Genomic DNA, 17,291 nt, shown 5'->3' with positions numbered 1-17,291 from the left:
TGGCCCGCTAACCCGTTCGGCGGAGCCCGCGTGTGACAGCTTCGTTGATAGCCGATATCAGGGATATGATCGTGTTGACCAGTTTGATAACTTTTGTCATTTCCGGCCCGGGGTCGGTCATTTTCAATAGCGTTGAGATTTCGTCCAATGCTTTGTCAAGCGCCGCCATACTCAATATCCCGTAGGAGTATCGTATCTGATGGCAGATGAACCGGATCGCTTCGAAGTTCTGACTTTTCGTATACCCTTTCAACTTCTCAACAAAGGCGGGTGTTTGCCGGTTGTACTCCAACACAAGCTCGTCGATGAAGACGTCGTTGTCTCCGGCGAGCTCGTGAAGCGCACTCAGGTCGATCTTGTGATGGGGAAGTGCGTCGTTCCGTTTGAAGGGGACGACCCTCGTGGGGGAAGGTTGAACGAACTTTAAAAGCTTCAGATAGAGATCGTCCGCCTTAAAGGGTTTGGAAATGTAATCGTTCATGCCGACGGCGAGACACTTGGCGACGTCAGATCCGAACGCGTGGGCAGTCATGGCGATAATGGGTACCTCCGAGACAGGAGGCTGTAACTGGGTGCGAACATGCCGCGTAGTTTCAAAACCGTCCATCTCCGGCATTTGAATATCCATGAGGATTACCTCATACTGTTTCATTTTAATCCGTTCCAGCGCCTGCAGGCCGTTGGATGCAATGTCGACGTTGCAGCCTGCTTTTTGAAGGACCTTCCGCGCCAGCATCTGGTTGAGTGGGTTATCTTCGACGACAAGAATCTCTGCCCCGATCAACTGTTCGAGTGATTCTACGGCGGGTGATGTCCGCAGAGGCGACGACTGATGCTGCTTATTCTCCTGGGTGACCTCCTCGCAGGGAAGATGCACGGTAAACGTCGACCCGTGACCATCGGTGCTGCTGAGGGAGATCTTTCCATCTTGTAGCTCCACCAGATTTTTAACAATGGCTAGTCCGAGTCCGGTCCCACCATACTTTTTCGTGGTATCACTGGAAGCCTGCACGAAACTTTCGAAGATGGTAGCATGCTTATCGGCAGGAATTCCAATGCCGGTGTCTCGAACCTTGAACTCGAGGATGCATTGGTGTTTCTTCGGGGCACTGGAGTTTATTTCCAATGTAACGCCTCCCTTCTCGGTGAACTTGATCCCGTTGGAGATTAGGTTGGTCAATATCTGGTTGAGGCGTACAGGATCTCCTTTTATCGTCGTCGGTACCGGGTGGTGGACGATACTTGTCAGACTGATGCCTTTCTCGAGCGCTTTGGGACGCAATAGTCCGACGATCCCGTTCACGAGCTCCCGTATATTGAACACACTTTTTTCGAGGGTCGTCTTCCCGGACTGTATCTTTGAAAGGTCGAGGATATCATTGATAATGACCAATAGATTCTCACCGGAAAAGTGGATCGCATCGATGTAGCTTTTTTGCTCCGCAGTAAGGGGCGTTTCGAATAGCAGCCGCGTGAACCCGAGAATGGCGTTCATGGGTGTCCTGATCTCGTGGCTCATGTTTGCCAGAAAGATCTCTTTTACTTTCATGGAGTTTTCGGCGAGCTCACGCGCCCGCATCATCTCCTGCTCGAAGAGTTTCCGGTCTGTAATATCCTGAAAGGTGCCCATCATCTTCTCCAGCGCGCCGGTGGAATCCGGTATGTACCGTCCCTGCGCATGCGCGTATTTAACCCCTGACGGAGGATTGATCCGGACATCCATATTATAGGGTTTCCCTTCCAGCGCGCCTCTCCACGCCGCATCAACCTTTTCTCTTTCGTCGGGATGTACCACCGCCAGGTACATCTCGAAGGTCATCGGTGTTTGAGGGTCGAGCTCCAGGATATTGTATATTTCGGGCGATACATAGAAGGAGTTTTTTTTGGCATCAAACTCCCAGCTACCGATTTTAGCGAGTTCCTGGGCTTCTGCCAGGCGGGCCTCGCTTATTCGCAATGCGCAGTAAGCCTCTTCCCGTTCGCGCATCATGCTGTTCAGGCGAAACATGTTTCGCAGCACCTGGCTGATCGATTGACCGTCGATTTCGTTCTTGACGATATAATCCGAGGCGCCTGCCTTCATCAGTTCTACGGCAATGCTCTCGTTGCCCTGGGAAGTGATCATCACGATGGGTGTCACAATTCCCTCGTCCCGGATCTTCTTCAGAAAGCGCAAACCAGTATCGCCCGGCAGCAGGTAATCGAGGAAGATGCAGTCGAAGGCGTTTAGCAAGCTGATGTCAGCGATGCTGAGCGCGTCGGAATACTCGGTCAGCTCATACTCAAACCCGCTGGCTTTCAGGGCCCGTTTCAGCTGACGCTTGTCCACCTCGTCATCATCGATAACCAGCAGTTTTACAAAATGCTCCGGAGCATCAGGATTTTTCATGGTTACTTTTTTCAGGAGTTGTTTTCGGCCAGTTGAAAATGAACTTGCTTCCTTTTCCTACGGTAGACACCACGTTGATCTTACCGCCGACGGCGGCAAGGATGCGTTTTACAATCGTCAACCCAATGCCGGTGCTTTCATATTTGTCACGCGCCTGCAGCGTTTGGAAGATCACAAAGATCGTTTCATGATATTCGGGGGAAATACCGGGGCCGTTGTCTTCCACCCAAAACTCAAAATAACTTTCTTTTTCCGTGAACCCGACAGACACTACGCCGGCTTCCTGATCATTGTACTTGATGGCGTTGCTGATCAGGTTTGAAAAAACCTGGTGCAGTAAAATCCGCGGCGTTTCAATACACGGCATGGGCCCCGTGATGTCCACCCGGATGTGCGGTGGTGGTGATAACAGCTCTATAACATCTTCTAATAATGTTGCGACATCCACCGTTTGGAAAGGGACGTTTTCCCGGCCCACTTTCGAATACTGTAAAATGCCGTTGATGAGCGCCTCCATTCTTTTAACACGTCCCCGTAATGTTGCCAGATTATCCTTATTCTCCCCAGACAAAGAAGACCCCAGGTCATCCTCCAGCCATGACGACAGGTTACTGATAGCCCGCAACGGTGCCTTTAGATCGTGGGATACGATATACGCGAACTGATCCAGCTCCTTGTTGTTTTTCTCCAATGAATTGGTGTACTCAGCAATCATTTCAATGTTTTTCCGTTGCTCGGATACGTCCCGCAACAGCACGATCTTGAGCAGTTTTCCGCTTTCGTTGTCGCGGATCACGGTGATGGAGTATGAGGCAATGAAGATGCGCCCATCTTCTCGGATAAACTGATCCTCCCACTTGTCCGAGTGCCCTTCCTCCTGAAAGAAGGGAGCCTTTAGATCAGCATCCTTCGACGAGGCGTACAGCTCCCGGACGTTTTTCCGCAGCAGGGATTCCCCGTCGGAATATCCGAATATGTCGGCTGCAGCCTGGTTGGCAATTTCGATCTCGTCGGAAGCATTAAGGACCAGCAGCGCTTCCTGCATGACCTTTATCAGCGATCCGATGAGAAGTTTCGAATACAAAACTTCCGGTGGAAAAAATGTCATACGGTACGGCCTGTCGCGTCTGTTTCAAAAGGTAAAAATGTAGCTTATAACGCTTTATTTATTAAGGGAAATCCTGATTTTGAATAAATCAGGACATGCGCGGCGATCAGAGAAAAGTGTACAAATCGATCTTATTAGCCTGTAGGCACGCCAAAAGTTTCAGAACGTTACTTGCTGATCGGCAAAAGGTTCGTTGTCGCTGGGGTCAGTTCCGAATCGCAGTATATGCCCGTCGGGATCTTCGACCTGCATTTCGTAGGCCCATGAAAAGTTAGTGGGAGGGAGCTTAATCCTGACGTTGTTGGCTTGCAGCGTTTGGTGCAGTGTGAAGATATTGCCGTCAAAACCAATCCAGACCCAGGTACCGCATGAACCCTGCCCATTCTGGCAGAGATATATACCGGTTTTGTCGCGGTGAATGAGGGTGAATTGATCGGTGCCCCAGTCGGCGTTGCTGAATCCCAGTACACGGGTGTAGAAGCCTACGCTGCGCGGTATGTCTTGCACGTTGAGAATGGGCGCTATATTCTCAATCCGAAAGCCGGGGGGACCGTGTAATTCCATGGTTTTATGGATTTTCGTTCACCGCAATATCAGGTATATAAATGTACCGTATTTTTAAGGTATACAGAAAAAGGTTTCAACAATATCGTGATTAAAAATACCGAATTTTACAACATTCCTGCCCATACCGCGTTTTGGTGTATGTATAATGACGACAGCTTTTCCTGCCGGATATACCCGATGATGCAATTTTTTAACCGATTGACTAACGATATGTACGTTCACACTGCCATGCTCCGTTATGGCCCGCCGGGCCATCGTTCGCTTCGAGGTGTTCCACCTGTCCGGTAGCAGACACTAAAACCAAAAAAAAGTTTCTCTCCTGATCTGTGCTTTGGGTAGCACAGAACAGCGGTCTATTGCCCAATACTTTTTAATTAACCTTTACTGCTATGCAATCAGTCGATGACACTGCATTCAAATCCTTGCGCCCCATGCTGCGCAACCTTGTTCAAAAAGTTCATGGCCACGCCGGCCAGCGCGACCCATCCGATCAGGAGATCGCCGACGCCATCGGGCCGCTGCTGTACGGACATATTGTTAACGTACCGGGCGATGTTCAACGTGATCTCTTACGTGTCGTCGTGAACGAGTCCATACAGACCCTGGGTTGGTTTCTGGGCATTGCCCGTAACCTGGGGATCATTACGTTCCGAAACGCCACAGACCTGTGCGGTCGTATCGTGGCAAATGTCAGCACGATCGGTGCCCCCCATCCATCCCGTAAGGGATTGCTCAAGGCTGTTCGTGAGTCGCGTGCAAAAAACTTCTACGAGGATCCTGCCGCGCAACGGAAGGTACGTGACATTTGCATACGTATAATCGAGTATATCGATAATCAGGAAATGGATCGTCGAAAAATTTAATATACGTAGGTACAAAATAGTGTTTTTACACGAAAATTAAAGCGGGGGTAGTTTGACTACCCCCTTGCTACCCCCGATCTACCCCTACCGTTGTATATAATTATTTACTTCATTAGCCGAAACTAATCAAACTTATATGTCTGACGTAAATTTCATCAAACATTCGGTGGCCTTCGCGCGCCACATTCCAATCGACGATCGCCTCACCCCGTATCACATCAGCATGTATTATGCCTACTTCCACCTGTGGAACGACGAGCGATTTGACAACCCGTTCAGGATGTACCGCAACGACGTCATGGACCTGTCAGCCATCGGGTCGACAACCACCTTTCGCAAGTGCCTGAATGATCTCAATCGATGGGAGTACCTGCTTTATTTGCCGTCACAAAGCAAGCATCGTCCCAGCAAAATTCAAATGCACCGGCTCGACATTGCCAACCCCAAACCTTTTGTTTTATGGGAGCAGCTAAATGTCAAAAGAGATTCCAGTACTGACAGGAATCGAACCAAACGTGATCCCGATGCTGATCAAAACAGAAGCAAAAGTGGTTCGGAGGCCGATCAGAATCAGAACAAAAGTGACCCCGGTAGTGGTGCGATAGATGATTCGCAAGTAATCGCATTTAATACAAACAGTATAAACTCTCCAAACGATATTCAAACGAGAGAGCGTGAGAGCGCACACGCACCCGCGGACGATTTGGATAAGATTACTCTTCAGCCTCCGGCCGCTGAAAAAAAAAGCAGCCCGGGGGGCGGGGGCGTGCCCGGAAACCTGGAAGAGGTTACGGCGTATTTTGTTTCGCAGGGCTCCACGGCGCTCGAAGCGAGAAAATTCTACTATTACCACGAGGCCGTTGGTTGGAAGGTCCGCGGTCAACTGATGGAGAACTGGCACGCGGCTGTTCAAAAATGGCTTTTGAACGACGCCAGTCTGGCAACCAAAACCAGCAACAGACCAACGCCCGGTTCTTTGCAAACACCCGGCGCCCGCGACGGTAAGAAGAAGATAGACTATGATAAGCCCATGTAATAACCACCAGCACGATGACACCCTCAGACTTCGAATGGTGCCTGTCCTTTCTCGCCAAACACGGCAAGAAACAGTTCGGCCCCGACTTTCAGATTTACGATATTGATCGGCCGTTGATCTATAAACTGCTGATCTATTTTCTCCGGGATGAACAGGAGGCAGCCCGCCTTGACATTGACCTGAACAAAGGCATTTTGCTTTCCGGTCCCGTAGGCTGCGGCAAGACTTCGCTGATGACACTGATGACCTCTATCCCTGGTCCCGAGCGCAACTTCATTCTGAGAAGCAGCCGCAGCGTCAGCTTCGAATTCATGGAAGAAGGCTATGCCATCATCCAGCGGTATAGCAGCTTGTCGTATCACGCCAATAAACCGAAGACCTACTGCTTCGACGACCTCGGTTCCGAGCGCAACCTGAAATACTTTGGCAATGAGTGCAACGTCATGGGCGAAATAATCTTAAGCCGCTACGACTTGTTCATCAACCAGGGTATGCTCACGCACATGACGTCCAACCTTGGTCCCGATGAGCTGGAGGAGTGCTACGGCGATCGCGTCCGGTCGCGACTACGCAGACAAGTGAACAAGCTTACCTTCTCTCCCGAAACCGTCGACAAACGCCGTTAACCGACAGGAGCCCGTCCGTTAAACGAGAGAGGCCTCCCGAAGGAGGCCTCTTACTTTACTCACCCTCAGACCACGCGTGGTCCTGTTCGTCATCCGACGCCGCACCTTTTTCTTCTGTCTCCACCGCCGTTTGACTCACCGCCGTCAGTACACCCCCTGCTACCGTGAGATATCCGGCCACTGTCACCAGCGCCGCCGGAAGAGCAATCGGCGCGGCCACAATCGCACCACTCGCCGCGAACAACGATAACCCAATGATACGCAGTACGCGGAAAAACTTCGGCGTAGGCGCTTTTACTCTCTCTACAATGTTCATACTTGTTTTTTTAATGTTACATGTTTTACAGTACCGTTACCCGCCCCGTCGATGTTTTCGAGATCGTGAGATATACTTCTTCTCCTTTATCAATCGCATCGAGCACCAGGTCTTTCAATCGCTCATTCGCCAGCCGTGACTGGCGACCACTCCCGGGACCGGTAAGCTCCAGCACCGGCGCAATACAACCCTGCAGCTCCGTCTTCGCGTGGTTCGCGGGATGGATCAGGATGCAGCTTCTGCCGGGCACTTCCACGACCAGCAGGTGCAGTCCACGTTTGGCTGTCAGACGCTTGCGTAGTTTATACCGTCCTTCGGGAATACAGGATACGTTCCGCCTGTTCTGGAGCCAGGGGAGCTCGATCGTATAGCATAGGAGAATACCAGCCAATCGAATCTCCCCATTGGTTCCGTCAGGGTAATACATCCTGAACAGTTCCAGCTCCATTACCACTAGCCCTCCGCATCGACCGCCACCACAGCCAGCGCGTTATACGCACCGTCGTTGATCGCATACATCGCACCGTTCACCACTTGCGAAAACTCGATGCCCAATACCACGACTAACGGGCTTGTGGTACCGACGGCCACCTCCAGCGGCAGGTTGATCGTCACCGGCTGTTCCAATCCCGTGATGTTCTCTTCACTCTCGGCCACTTCGCTGTTATAACGATCGGCGGCAAAGTCGAGCTCCGACACGCTGGCCACGAGACGAAAGTTCGTCGCGCCGATGGGTGCAGCGATCAGCTCGGCCGGCACAAACTGCGGCACGTTGATCGTTACCAATCCCGTCGCCCGGTTCACGTCCACGCTGTACTGCGCCAGCAATGTCTGCCGCAGCTTACCATCGATGTTGAACTCAAAGCCCTGCAGCAGGCTCATGTCACCATCCACCACGTTGCGTGCGCCGCGCGCGCTGGTAGTGTCGGCATGGATCACCTCGGTAAACTTCTGCGTCAGGCGCGATACTGTGCGGCTATCGGACGAGTTTAACAGCAGCGCACGAAACGCCGTGCGCAACAACCGCCCTGCCTGACCGGCACGCCCGAACTCCGAGCCATTCTCACGCGTACGGGCAAAGGCCGCTTCGGTGCGGATCCGCTTTGCATCCACGCCGCCTTTCTGCCGGGCCAGGTGACCATCCTTCGCGGTCTTGTAGAACGACAGGCCACCCAATTGGCCCTTCAATAAAATCACTCCATCTTGTCTTGCCATATATACTATTATTTTGTTTTGTAATCCGTCGTGTCAGGCACACCCCGGTTAAGCCGTCGTTGCAACAACAGCACAAAAGAGAGAAGTATATACGAGCCGTGAAAGACACGCGTCCGCGGATGGCCGTTATTTCCTAATTCGTCATGTTATGTCCTGTTTCGTCCTAAAACGTCCTAAAATGTCCGCGAATGACCGCCGGTATTTTTTAGTATGTAATCTATATACTTGTATATTTGGAAAATGAAAATCGACCGGATCGTTATTTATTCAAAAGACATTGCGCGCCTGACCGGTAAGAGCGAGCGCCGTGCGCGGGCAAGCATGGCGAAACTGCGTGCCTGGCTTGGCAAAGCCCCTGGCCAGCCCGTTACGGTACAGGAGTATTGCCGCTATGCCGGCGTCTCGGAAGACGAAGTGTTGCGCGCCATGGCAAATTTTTAATATTTTCTTTCGGATCATCTTCCGATCACATCTATAGCACACACAGATCACATGTTGACCACATGTTGAATCAGATTTGATACCCTGAAAAGAAATGTTTTGCGTTGTTTTATAGCGACAACCGTAGGGGATGGATGTTCGTGGCTGATCGGAACAGTGTCTTTGCAAAGGCCTTCAAAGACGACCTTCCTTCGAGTCTGCCACAGGGTTCTTCCATAGATGTTCCACACATGAACCACGGATGATCTACTGCTTTATAGCGTAGAACATCCCTGGATCAAGGGAATATCCCGGTCGTTGCAAGCATGACGCTGACGGGCATCATGCGGCATTTTTTAAGAAAATTTTTCAAACCTTAAAAACAACATGTATGGCATTTCTCAGAGACATTACGTTTACCGGCAAGTTGGGCGATCTGACCGCCTACAAAATGAAAGGCACGGACAAGATCATTCTTCGCCGCACAGGCGGCCCGTCGAAAGACACGATTAATAATTCACCGGGCTATGCCCTCAACCGTCTGCACCGCCAGGAATTTGGCGCAGGCGTCATGCTGGGCAAAAACATCCGGTTTATGCTGGGGGCGCTTCGCTCCGTCGCGAACTACAACATCACCGCCAAAATCAACAGCTTACTCAAACATGTAAAACAAAAAGACACCGAAGGGCCACTGGGCGAGCGTGCGTTCAGGTTGACCTCCATGCCCACACTGCTGCAAGGGTTGCCCTTAAACAAACGGAGTACATTTGATACCATGCTGTTTACGGCGATCACCTGGTCGCTTTCACGCCAAACACGCTCCGCCCACGTGGAAATTTCCGAGCTGGTGCGCGGCCTGAATTTCTTCCCGCCGCATCAGCATCCCTATTTTTGTATTACCGCGGTGTTAGGTATCGTGCCGGATATTCTGTATCAGGAATCTAAAGCCGCTTACGCTCCGCCGGACTGGTTTGACGGCATGTACGCGCCGGTGCAAGTGTCCAGTCCCTGGTACCCCGCTCAAAACGGCGCGCCGCCGATCACGCTGGACCTAAGCACAGACCTGGTGCCTGCGGACGAGTCCTATACCGTGATGCTCTCGATCGGCGTCCGGTTCGGGCTGCTACTGGAAGACAACAAGGTGCAGTTATTGGATCATATGGGGGGTGCGAAGATATTGGCGTTGAAGTAATGAAAAGGGTAGGGGTGGCTTTCCGCGCGCGTTGTGGAAAGCCATACCTTTTATAAGCCCGCCTAAAAAATGCACTGCATGAATAGCAGTTTGCTCAGACTATTGAGTAAATTTACTCAGCTTATTAAGTAAATTGTAAAATATGTTTGAACGCCCTTATATTGAGCAACTTACAAAGAGGATGCTGGAACCCAGAAGCTTCATTCAAGTGCTTATGGGCCCTCGTCAAGTGGGCAAAAGCACGCTCACGGGCCAGGTTTTAACAAAACTAAACGTACCGCACCTGTTTGCAGCGGCGGATTCTGTCGCTAATTCAGGGGAGGTATGGCTGGAGCAACAATGGGAAATGGCTCGTTTCCAACTCAGATCTTCAGAAGCTTCTGAATTCATTCTGGCCGTTGATGAAATCCAGAAGATCACCAACTGGAGCGAGATCGTTAAGAAGCTATGGGATGAGGACACGCGATCAAAGCAAAACATAAAGGTTATCTTATTGGGATCCTCCCGCTTGCTCTTGCAACAAGGACTGACGGAGTCACTCGCCGGGAGATTTGAGACTACTTATCTTGGTCACTGGTCCTTCGCCGAGATGGAGACGGCGTTTGGGGTGACTGCCGAGGAATACGTTTGGTTTGGCGGCTATCCGGGAGCCGCTGCTTTGACGGCTGACGAAGAGCGATGGAAGAAATACGTAAACGACGCGCTCATTGAAACAAGCATTTCAAAGGATATCCTCATGCTTACCCGTGTCGATAAGCCGGCATTATTGCGTAAGCTTTTCGAATTGGGATGTTTGTATTCGGGGCAAATATTGTCGTATACTAAAATTGTAGGGCAGTTGCAGGACGCTGGTAACACAACAACATTGGCGCATTATCTGCAGTTGCTGGATACCGCTGGGTTGCTAGCTGGAATAGAAAAGTATACGGGTGAACAACTACGACAGCGATCATCGAGCCCGAAATTTCAGGTACATAACACTGCATTGCTAACGGCACAGCAGGGCGCTTCACTTGGAGAAGTTAACAATAAACCTGACGTATGGGGGCGCTGGGTAGAAGCCGCTATTGGGGCACATCTGGTGAACCATCAATTAAGTGAAGGCTATACTGTGCACTATTGGCGTCATAGAAATGATGAGATTGATTTTGTACTGGAGAAGAGAGGAAAGATTGTCGGTATCGAGGTGAAAAGTGGGGCGATACAGAAGGCGCCAGGAATGGAAGCGTTTAAAAAGCAACACGAACCAGATAAAGTTTTATTAGTTGGAAATAGCGGAGTTCCATGGCAGGAGTTTTTAAAAATATCGCCTGCCCAGCTTTTTTAACTCAGGATCATTTTAGCATCCCCGGATTTCTTAAATTGAAAGCAGGAACGAAAGAAGAACCTGGAAATTCGCCAAATCGAACTGCGGAGTGATTGCGTTGATTCGGTCATATAGGGTCGAGTGTGACCGCTCCGTACTCCCCAATGTGTACACGAGAACATCGCTCAAATCGTGGACCAGTGGTAATTTGAGCAAACTAATACTATAACCTACGCAGTTGAATGATCTAATATACCGATGAATACGCCTCGGTTGAAGAACTACCGGTGCCTATCGTTAGCTTTAAACGTCTTTCTTCTCTTATGTAATCTATTAATATCATCCGGTTTCCTAACGACGCGTCATTTTTTAAATAGAATGTATCGACTACCCACCTAAATGATCAACTCTTAGCGGCAATTACTGGTATAGTCCTTACCTAAGCCTGAAGGCTTAAATGCCCACAAACATATTCAAGAAGGTGGCCTGGATCAACCCCAATGGCCCGAGCTATCAACCACACCTCATCAGCCCGCAAGATCACGTCGGTATTGGTGGTAATATCAGTCATGCGCTGGTTTGTAATTCCAGTTCTTCTGGCGATTTCAGCTTTAATTACTGCCTTTTGGTTAAGGAATTCTCCGAGTTTAGTCATCAAGCGTTAAGCATGTTTAAAAATTTTGTCAGCTCTTCTAATTTGTGAAGCATCTTGGGCGACATTCTGTCCCTTACTATGGCTGCCTTAAACTCAATAACAAGGTAAGTGGTTCTCCTGGTATGTTGGTGGGCTTAACTTCCAGATAGAGCACCACCTTTTTCCTACTATTTGTCATGTCCATTATAACAAGATCGCCTCCATCGTAAAATCGACGGCACTCGAGTTCGGTTTACCGTACAAGAGCTCAAGGACCTTTTTTCAAGCTTTAGTTGGCCATGCCCGAATATTGAGGCAGCTCGGGGCCAGGCCTACCCTGATTCCAGTGCATATGAATACACATGTTTGAATGAAGGCTCCATGTTCCAACAGGGAGATCAGGAGGTGAAATCATTTGGCGCTGCACATCGCCGCCAGTATTCCATAATTGCCCGAATCGTTAATTCTAATTCTGACATCGAGTTTTGCTTTACGAAAAATCCCTGTACAGACTGGCTGTAGGCATCGATTACCGCCTTTTGACTTGACGCAGTAGTGAAAAACAAATAGGGAATACATTTATTACTCAGGTTAGAATCGGTTTTTAGCTTTTCCCTGAGAGCAAATCCATTGAGTTTGGGCATATTAATATCGGACAGTATCAGGAATGGGGCGTCTTTGCAACTGTAGATATGATCAAGTGCCTCCTGGCCGTCCCGAAAGAATAAGATTTTATTAGGATAATTTAATTTCTCAAAGACCTCCGTTAGAAAATCCTGGTCGTCAGAATCGTCCTCTATAACTATTATAGGGCCGCTTTTGTTGATTATTTTGACTTTCTCAAGTTCTTGCATACTGATGTCTAAATCGGTCATTGTTTATTCCGTTATACCGCATCAATCAATAACTGGTAGAATGTGGTGAACCCAATTGCAATTACGCGATTTATTGGATCACGCGCAATGGAAAAGCAGTGAATGACGCATATCATCATGGTCGTCATCGGCAAGGAGCATTCGAATTGGATGTAGGGTGGTAATCATTATCAGGTGCTAACAGGGAGAGTATTTGCCCAGATATGTATTATTGCCGTTGTATTTTTATTTATTGTAAGGGTGCCCTTCGAGAGTATACAGGAGCATACGCCTGGTTAAGGACATGGTAGCGTGAAATACTTTCCGCAGATAAAGGCCATTTTCTCTTGCGTCAGTGGTTTGGTAATAAAATCCGTTACATTGCTAAATGTTTTGGATTTCGCCACATCATCCTCGTTGTCGGAGGTTGTCAGCATGATAATAATAGACTGACATTGCAGTTCCTTATCCAGTTTGCTGTAACGCTCCAGAAATTCCCATCCGTTCATTTCCGGCATATTAATATCCAGGAAAATAAGATCCGCATGATATGACGTCATGGATGTTAAATGTGATAATGCTTCCTCGCCGGATTCTTTCGTGGTAACAACGCTGGCACTGTTGATCTTCCGGATGGCTCTTTCATGAATGAAGTTGTCGTCGGGGTTGTCGTCGATCAGCATGATGGACGTAAGCGTTCTATTCATTTTGTCAGGATTGGTACGTCAAAATAAAAGGTTGTTCCTTTTCCTAATGTTGATTCAATGCTGATGTCTCCTCCGTGCAGCTGAATGATTTTTTTGCAATTTGCCAGCCCTATGCCGCTGCCTTCATAGGTTTTGGAAGTGTGCAGTCGTTGAAAGATATCAAACACACGATCAAAAGAATTAGCGGCAATGCCGATCCCATTATCCCGTATGGAGAACCGCCAGCGATCTTTGATCTGTTCCGCGCCGATTTCGATTTTCGGTTTCGCATGTTTTTTCATGAACTTGATCGCGTTTGTAATAAGATTTTGGAACACCTGGCGCATTTCCACTTCGTACAGATTCAATACGGGCAGGGGAGATATACAGATAGTAGCATCCGATTTTTCTATGACGGTAGCCAGGTCGTCCAGTACGTCGGCAACCAAATCGTTGCAATCCACGCTAACAAGAACTTTGTTGTGACCCAACCTGGAAAATGCCAGCAGGGATTTTATAAGCATACTCATCCTTTCTGTAGCCCGCGTAACAGATTTGATGTACTGCCGCGCCTTATCATCCAGCAGCGGCAGATAATCGGTTTCGAAAACGTCCATATAATTAGCGACGGTTCGCAACGGCTCCTGCAGATCATGCGACGCGACATAGGCAAATTGCTCAAGCTCTTTGTTGTGCTTTATCAGCATTACCTCCTGGGCTTTCCGTTCCGTGATGTCAATAATGGATACAAGGATCTTTTTTCCCTTTACAGTTTCGATAGGATTTAATCCAATCTCCACCTGGATCTCCGTTCCACTTTTACTGAGAGCATATAGCTCGTGGTCTGCGCCCACAGAACGTGTTTGTGGCGCGTTGAAAAACATGGCCCTATGGTGGGAATACTGATCCCGAAACCTTTCGGGCATCAACATCTCCGCCTTGTTCCCGATCAGCTCATCACGGTCGTATTCAAAGAGCTTTTCAGTTTGATTATTGACAAGTGTAATCAGACCCTTCACATTAATAACGACTATCGCATTTGGCGAGGACTCTACCACTTGCCGGAATTGTTCCTCGGCCATGGCAAGTTCGTGATTCGTAATAATGAGCTCCGTAGCCCGTTTTTCCTTTTCCCGGTTTTGGTACGCCAGTTCTGTGTTGGCAACGCTCAGCTCAGCCGCTCGCTTTTCTTTCTCCGCATTTTGATAGGCTAGCTCAATATTGGCAATAACCAGATCGGCTGCTCGTTTTTCTTTTTCGGCATTTTGAATGACAAGCTCCTGATTGGCGATAATTAACTCGGCAGCGCGTTTTTCCTTCTCTCCATTTTGGTAGGCGAGCTCCGTATTCGCAATGACTAATTCTGCGGCACGTTTCTCTTTCTCTGTATTTTGAAAGGCCAGCTCCCGGTTGGCGATAATCAGCTCGGCCGCCCGATGCTCCTTTTCCTGATTCTGAATGACAAGTTCCTGGTTTGCCAAAATCAATTCGGCAGCCCGGTCTTCTTTTTCTTTATTTTGAAAAAGTAGCTCCCGGTTAGCGACGATCAGTTCGGCGGCACGCTTTTCCTTTTCGCCGTTTTGGAAAATAAGCTCCGTGTTCGCAATCACTAGCTCTGCCGCGCGTTTCTCTTTTTCGCTGTTTTGAAAAATAACTTCTTTGCGCGCAGCCGTTGAACCTACTGCTCTTATCTTTTCCATAGTGTTAGGTTGATACAAGATCTTTAAAACGCTGGCTTTCCAGGACAGCAGGAGCACCGGTCTGTTTATTGGGTAGGGTCAGGGTAACGGTTGTTCCTTTGCCTGCCACGGAGGTAATGACAATAGTTCCTTTGAGCTTATCCACAATTTCTTTCGTGATATAAAGCCCGAGGCCTGCGCCCTGGCTCTCTTCCGTTCCCCGGTAGAACATGGTATATATGTTCGGCAGGATATCTTTTCCGATTCCAATGCCATTGTCCTTTAGAATGATAACAGCAGATTCATCCGAAGTGCGAACGTCAATGCTAATATGAAGGGTTCTGGTTTCAGTGCGATAGCCTATAGCATTCTCTAATAAATTATTAAGGATAATTTCTAATCGCTTGGTGTCTGTAAAAAAGCTAACTTCGGTTTGCAGCGTCTGACTTCTGATAAGTTGACCAGAAGTATAAAGATATTCTACCCCGGCAAATGAACGTTCAAGTATAGCGCCCCAGTTAATTTCGTCGCGTGTGATGTCGTTTCGTGAATTCCGGGAAAAATCAACGATATCTTTTAAGGTATCATCCAGTTTCGAAAGACTCGACCGCATCATGCAATGAAGCCCATCCATCTCATCGTCCATCGGTAGACTTTTAGCCACATTGAGCAACCCCACCACCGACATCAAGGGGCCGCGCAAATTATGAGAAACACTGTATACAAAATTATCCAGTTCCGTATTTACTTTCAGCAATTCCTCATTACGCCTTTTTAGCATTACTTCTGCTTCTTTTTTGAGTTTTTCCAATCCTCGTTTTTTTATGGCGCTTTGCACGGCGGTGGGCAGTCGCGAAAGATTGGATTTCAGGATATAGTCGTCAACGCCATACTTCAGGCAGGCAATGGCATAGTCATCTGAAACAGTCCCGGTAACCAGTATGAAGGGCGTGTCGGCATGTTCCTGCAGACACATGTTTAACGCCTCAATGGAGTTGAATTGAGGCATGCCATGATCCGACAACACAATATCCGGCTTAAACCGATACAATGCTTCGCTAAACTCTGCCAACGTATCAACACACTCGTTGACAAAGTGCAGCTTCCCTTTACGGAGCGCGTGCTCGATCAGTCTCAGGTCGTCCTGGTTGTCTTCGACGATCAGAATTTTTACTGTCTTTTCATCCATTTTAGTGGGTTTACATGAAACGATCTATAGAAACAACGGTACGGAACGGTACAGGTAGGGGAATATGCAAAGATACCAGGATTTATATTGTAATGGCTGATAAAAATCACTTAGGGGCGCAATATAAATCGATACAGCATCTCTGTTTGTAGTACACTTATCCCCCTGGCATCGGGATTTGTGGTTTTAAAGAAGATGGGCGTATATCCCACGCATTTATAGCAAGTGAGGCTACGGGGATACAAAAAAATAGAATTTAGAAATATTTAATAATTGTAGGGTGTGTTTTCTCACCGTTGTTATATCTCCCGGCCAATTCTCGAAATCCGGCTGTTCCGTCATTTTGTGTCAGACGTTCCTCCTTTTGGGTTAGAAGGCAGGCATCAGGTGATGCTAGTTTTGTATTGTCAAACAATTTATAAATACTTAAAAATAAGATCATGGAACTAAAAGGAAAAACAATATTGATAACCGGCGGTACGGCCGGTATCGGTTTGGAAGCAGCGAAGCAATTTTTATCGAATGGTGCAAAAGTGATTATCACCGGTAGAAACCAGGAGAAATTGGACGAAGCTAAAAAATTATATCCCGCAGTAACAGCCATAAAAAGTGATGTAGCCAACGCAGATGACGCACAATTGCTTTTTAAGAAGATTAAGGAGCTTGGGGGGATTGATATTCTTTACAATAATGCGGGCGTTATGAGCGGCCCGCAGAATCTCGGCATAGCCAATGATAAACATTTTGAATTGGCTAAGTATGAAATGGACATCAACTACCTGGGGGTGATCCGCCTGAACAACCTGTTCATCGAGATGCTGAAATCAAGGAAAGAAGGCGCCATTATCAATACCTCTTCCCTCTTAAGTTACGTACCATTAAATCTTGCTCCGACCTACTCTGCCAGCAAAGCGGCCATGCGCTTTTACACAGTATCACTGAGAGATCATTTAAAAATACTACACAGCAAGGTGAAAGTGTTTGAGCTGATACCACCCGTGGTAGCAACAAGTATGACAGAACACGTTGAGACAAAAGGAATCCCTCCGGAAAAATTGGTAAACGCATTGATTGACGGCATCAAAAACAACCGCTTTACTATACGTGTCGGTATCACCAAAGTGGTTTACCTGGCCAATCGCCTGTTCCCTAAAATAGCATATGGATTAGTGAATCCGGCGGAAAATTCCAGCCAGCTTCAATCATAAACA

Annotated in this window: 18 protein-coding genes and 1 pseudogene; 8 read left to right on the top strand and 11 right to left on the bottom strand. The window is 48.3% G+C overall.

Annotated features, from left to right (window positions below):
* Positions 1-7: 7 nt before the first annotated feature.
* The 3 genes from K7P01_RS00585 to K7P01_RS00575 all read right to left on the bottom strand — a co-directional run bounded on the left by K7P01_RS00585 (position 8) and on the right by K7P01_RS00575 (position 4,061).
* Positions 8-2,389, bottom strand: coding sequence for a hybrid sensor histidine kinase/response regulator (locus K7P01_RS00585; RefSeq protein WP_267288755.1), 2,382 nt, complete (start codon positions 2,387-2,389; stop codon positions 8-10).
* Positions 2,376-3,497, bottom strand: coding sequence for a sensor histidine kinase (locus K7P01_RS00580; RefSeq protein ID WP_267288753.1), 1,122 nt, complete (start codon positions 3,495-3,497; stop codon positions 2,376-2,378). Before K7P01_RS00580 ends, K7P01_RS00585 begins: the two co-directional genes overlap by 14 nt.
* A 159-nt stretch (positions 3,498-3,656) precedes the next feature.
* Positions 3,657-4,061, bottom strand: coding sequence for a VOC family protein (locus tag K7P01_RS00575; RefSeq protein WP_267288752.1), 405 nt, complete (start codon positions 4,059-4,061; stop codon positions 3,657-3,659).
* A 392-nt stretch (positions 4,062-4,453) separates the two neighbouring features.
* Between K7P01_RS00575 and K7P01_RS00570 the strand changes: the two genes are divergently transcribed.
* From K7P01_RS00570 to K7P01_RS00560, 3 genes are all read left to right on the top strand, one after another.
* Positions 4,454-4,927 carry a hypothetical protein gene (locus K7P01_RS00570; RefSeq protein WP_267288750.1) on the top strand — a complete coding sequence of 158 codons (474 nt, stop codon included), beginning with the start codon at positions 4,454-4,456 and terminating at the stop codon, positions 4,925-4,927.
* 136 nt (positions 4,928-5,063) lie between these two features.
* Positions 5,064-5,963, top strand: a complete 900-nt coding sequence (locus tag K7P01_RS00565) for a hypothetical protein (RefSeq protein WP_267288748.1) — start codon at positions 5,064-5,066, stop codon at positions 5,961-5,963.
* Between the two features lie 14 nt (positions 5,964-5,977).
* The gene (locus tag K7P01_RS00560) at positions 5,978-6,589 is read left to right on the top strand and encodes a P-loop NTPase family protein (RefSeq protein WP_267288746.1); all 612 of its coding nucleotides are present in this window, start codon (positions 5,978-5,980) and stop codon (positions 6,587-6,589) included.
* Positions 6,590-6,644: 55 nt separating this feature from the next.
* On the opposite strand, the gene K7P01_RS00555 is transcribed toward K7P01_RS00560, so the two are convergent.
* The 3 genes from K7P01_RS00555 to K7P01_RS00545 are packed head-to-tail and all read right to left on the bottom strand — an operon-like array spanning position 6,645 to position 8,120.
* Positions 6,645-6,905: a hypothetical protein gene (locus K7P01_RS00555; RefSeq protein ID WP_267288744.1), complete on the bottom strand. Its 261-nt coding sequence runs from the start codon at positions 6,903-6,905 to the stop codon at positions 6,645-6,647.
* A 25-nt stretch (positions 6,906-6,930) separates the two neighbouring features.
* Positions 6,931-7,353 (bottom strand): DUF5675 family protein, encoded by a 423-nt coding sequence (locus K7P01_RS00550; RefSeq protein WP_267288742.1) that lies wholly within the window; start codon positions 7,351-7,353, stop codon positions 6,931-6,933.
* 5 nt (positions 7,354-7,358) lie between these two features.
* Entirely contained in the window at positions 7,359-8,120 is a 762-nt protein-coding gene (locus K7P01_RS00545) for a hypothetical protein (RefSeq protein WP_267288740.1), read from the bottom strand.
* 240 nt (positions 8,121-8,360) lie between these two features.
* Here K7P01_RS00545 and K7P01_RS00540 point away from each other — a divergent pair, with 240 nt between their 5' ends.
* The 3 genes from K7P01_RS00540 to K7P01_RS00530 all read left to right on the top strand — a co-directional run bounded on the left by K7P01_RS00540 (position 8,361) and on the right by K7P01_RS00530 (position 11,059).
* Positions 8,361-8,561 carry a hypothetical protein gene (locus tag K7P01_RS00540; protein WP_267288738.1) on the top strand — a complete coding sequence of 67 codons (201 nt, stop codon included), beginning with the start codon at positions 8,361-8,363 and terminating at the stop codon, positions 8,559-8,561.
* A 370-nt stretch (positions 8,562-8,931) separates the two neighbouring features.
* On the top strand, positions 8,932-9,732 hold the full coding sequence (locus K7P01_RS00535) for a hypothetical protein (protein WP_267288736.1): 801 nt from the start codon (positions 8,932-8,934) through the stop codon (positions 9,730-9,732).
* Positions 9,733-9,874: 142 nt separating this feature from the next.
* On the top strand, positions 9,875-11,059 hold the full coding sequence (locus K7P01_RS00530; protein ID WP_267288734.1) for an ATP-binding protein: 1,185 nt from the start codon (positions 9,875-9,877) through the stop codon (positions 11,057-11,059).
* A gap of 418 nt (positions 11,060-11,477) precedes the next feature.
* Here the strand turns inward: K7P01_RS00530 and K7P01_RS00525 are convergent, their stop codons facing one another.
* A complete protein-coding gene (locus tag K7P01_RS00525; RefSeq protein WP_267288732.1) occupies positions 11,478-11,693 on the bottom strand; it encodes a helix-turn-helix domain-containing protein in 216 nt (71 codons plus the stop codon).
* Between the two features lie 115 nt (positions 11,694-11,808).
* On the opposite strand from K7P01_RS00525, the pseudogene K7P01_RS00520 reads away from it, so the two are divergent.
* Positions 11,809-12,042, top strand: a pseudogene (locus K7P01_RS00520) (fatty acid desaturase); the annotation flags it as partial.
* Between the two features lie 28 nt (positions 12,043-12,070).
* Here K7P01_RS00520 and K7P01_RS00515 read toward each other — a convergent pair.
* The 4 genes from K7P01_RS00515 to K7P01_RS00500 form a co-directional block, all read right to left on the bottom strand.
* Complete coding sequence (locus K7P01_RS00515; protein WP_267288730.1) at positions 12,071-12,547, bottom strand: response regulator; 477 nt, start codon at positions 12,545-12,547, stop codon at positions 12,071-12,073.
* Between the two features lie 275 nt (positions 12,548-12,822).
* Positions 12,823-13,233, bottom strand: a complete 411-nt coding sequence (locus K7P01_RS00510) for a response regulator (protein ID WP_267288728.1) — start codon at positions 13,231-13,233, stop codon at positions 12,823-12,825.
* Positions 13,230-14,969, bottom strand: a complete 1,740-nt coding sequence (locus K7P01_RS00505; RefSeq protein WP_267288726.1) for a sensor histidine kinase — start codon at positions 14,967-14,969, stop codon at positions 13,230-13,232. The genes K7P01_RS00510 and K7P01_RS00505 overlap by 4 nt, the downstream gene beginning before the upstream one ends.
* Positions 14,917-16,080 (bottom strand): hybrid sensor histidine kinase/response regulator, encoded by a 1,164-nt coding sequence (locus K7P01_RS00500; protein WP_267288724.1) that lies wholly within the window; start codon positions 16,078-16,080, stop codon positions 14,917-14,919. Before K7P01_RS00500 ends, K7P01_RS00505 begins: the two co-directional genes overlap by 53 nt.
* 440 nt (positions 16,081-16,520) lie before the next feature.
* On the opposite strand from K7P01_RS00500, the gene K7P01_RS00495 reads away from it, so the two are divergent.
* Positions 16,521-17,288, top strand: a complete 768-nt coding sequence (locus K7P01_RS00495) for an SDR family oxidoreductase (RefSeq protein ID WP_267288722.1) — start codon at positions 16,521-16,523, stop codon at positions 17,286-17,288.
* Positions 17,289-17,291: the final 3 nt, after the last annotated feature.

Source organism: Parachryseolinea silvisoli, assembly GCF_021190955.1.
GTDB classification, from domain to species: domain Bacteria; phylum Bacteroidota; class Bacteroidia; order Cytophagales; family Cyclobacteriaceae; genus Ohtaekwangia; species Ohtaekwangia silvisoli.
The sequence above is the reverse complement of the archived record's forward strand: the minus strand, read 5'-3'. Positions and strand labels throughout refer to the sequence as shown.

Coding starts and splice junctions, on each gene's coding strand:
- K7P01_RS00585 (WP_267288755.1), bottom strand. CDS start 2,389: ATGAAAAATCCTGATGCTCCGGAGCATTTTGTAAAACTGCTGGTTATC.
- K7P01_RS00580 (WP_267288753.1), bottom strand. CDS start 3,497: ATGACATTTTTTCCACCGGAAGTTTTGTATTCGAAACTTCTCATCGGA.
- K7P01_RS00575 (WP_267288752.1), bottom strand. CDS start 4,061: ATGGAATTACACGGTCCCCCCGGCTTTCGGATTGAGAATATAGCGCCC.
- K7P01_RS00570 (WP_267288750.1), top strand. CDS start 4,454: ATGCAATCAGTCGATGACACTGCATTCAAATCCTTGCGCCCCATGCTG.
- K7P01_RS00565 (WP_267288748.1), top strand. CDS start 5,064: ATGTCTGACGTAAATTTCATCAAACATTCGGTGGCCTTCGCGCGCCAC.
- K7P01_RS00560 (WP_267288746.1), top strand. CDS start 5,978: ATGACACCCTCAGACTTCGAATGGTGCCTGTCCTTTCTCGCCAAACAC.
- K7P01_RS00555 (WP_267288744.1), bottom strand. CDS start 6,905: ATGAACATTGTAGAGAGAGTAAAAGCGCCTACGCCGAAGTTTTTCCGC.
- K7P01_RS00550 (WP_267288742.1), bottom strand. CDS start 7,353: ATGGAGCTGGAACTGTTCAGGATGTATTACCCTGACGGAACCAATGGG.
- K7P01_RS00545 (WP_267288740.1), bottom strand. CDS start 8,120: ATGGCAAGACAAGATGGAGTGATTTTATTGAAGGGCCAATTGGGTGGC.
- K7P01_RS00540 (WP_267288738.1), top strand. CDS start 8,361: ATGAAAATCGACCGGATCGTTATTTATTCAAAAGACATTGCGCGCCTG.
- K7P01_RS00535 (WP_267288736.1), top strand. CDS start 8,932: ATGGCATTTCTCAGAGACATTACGTTTACCGGCAAGTTGGGCGATCTG.
- K7P01_RS00530 (WP_267288734.1), top strand. CDS start 9,875: ATGTTTGAACGCCCTTATATTGAGCAACTTACAAAGAGGATGCTGGAA.
- K7P01_RS00525 (WP_267288732.1), bottom strand. CDS start 11,693: ATGACTAAACTCGGAGAATTCCTTAACCAAAAGGCAGTAATTAAAGCT.
- K7P01_RS00515 (WP_267288730.1), bottom strand. CDS start 12,547: ATGACCGATTTAGACATCAGTATGCAAGAACTTGAGAAAGTCAAAATA.
- K7P01_RS00510 (WP_267288728.1), bottom strand. CDS start 13,233: ATGAATAGAACGCTTACGTCCATCATGCTGATCGACGACAACCCCGAC.
- K7P01_RS00500 (WP_267288724.1), bottom strand. CDS start 16,080: ATGGATGAAAAGACAGTAAAAATTCTGATCGTCGAAGACAACCAGGAC.
- K7P01_RS00495 (WP_267288722.1), top strand. CDS start 16,521: ATGGAACTAAAAGGAAAAACAATATTGATAACCGGCGGTACGGCCGGT.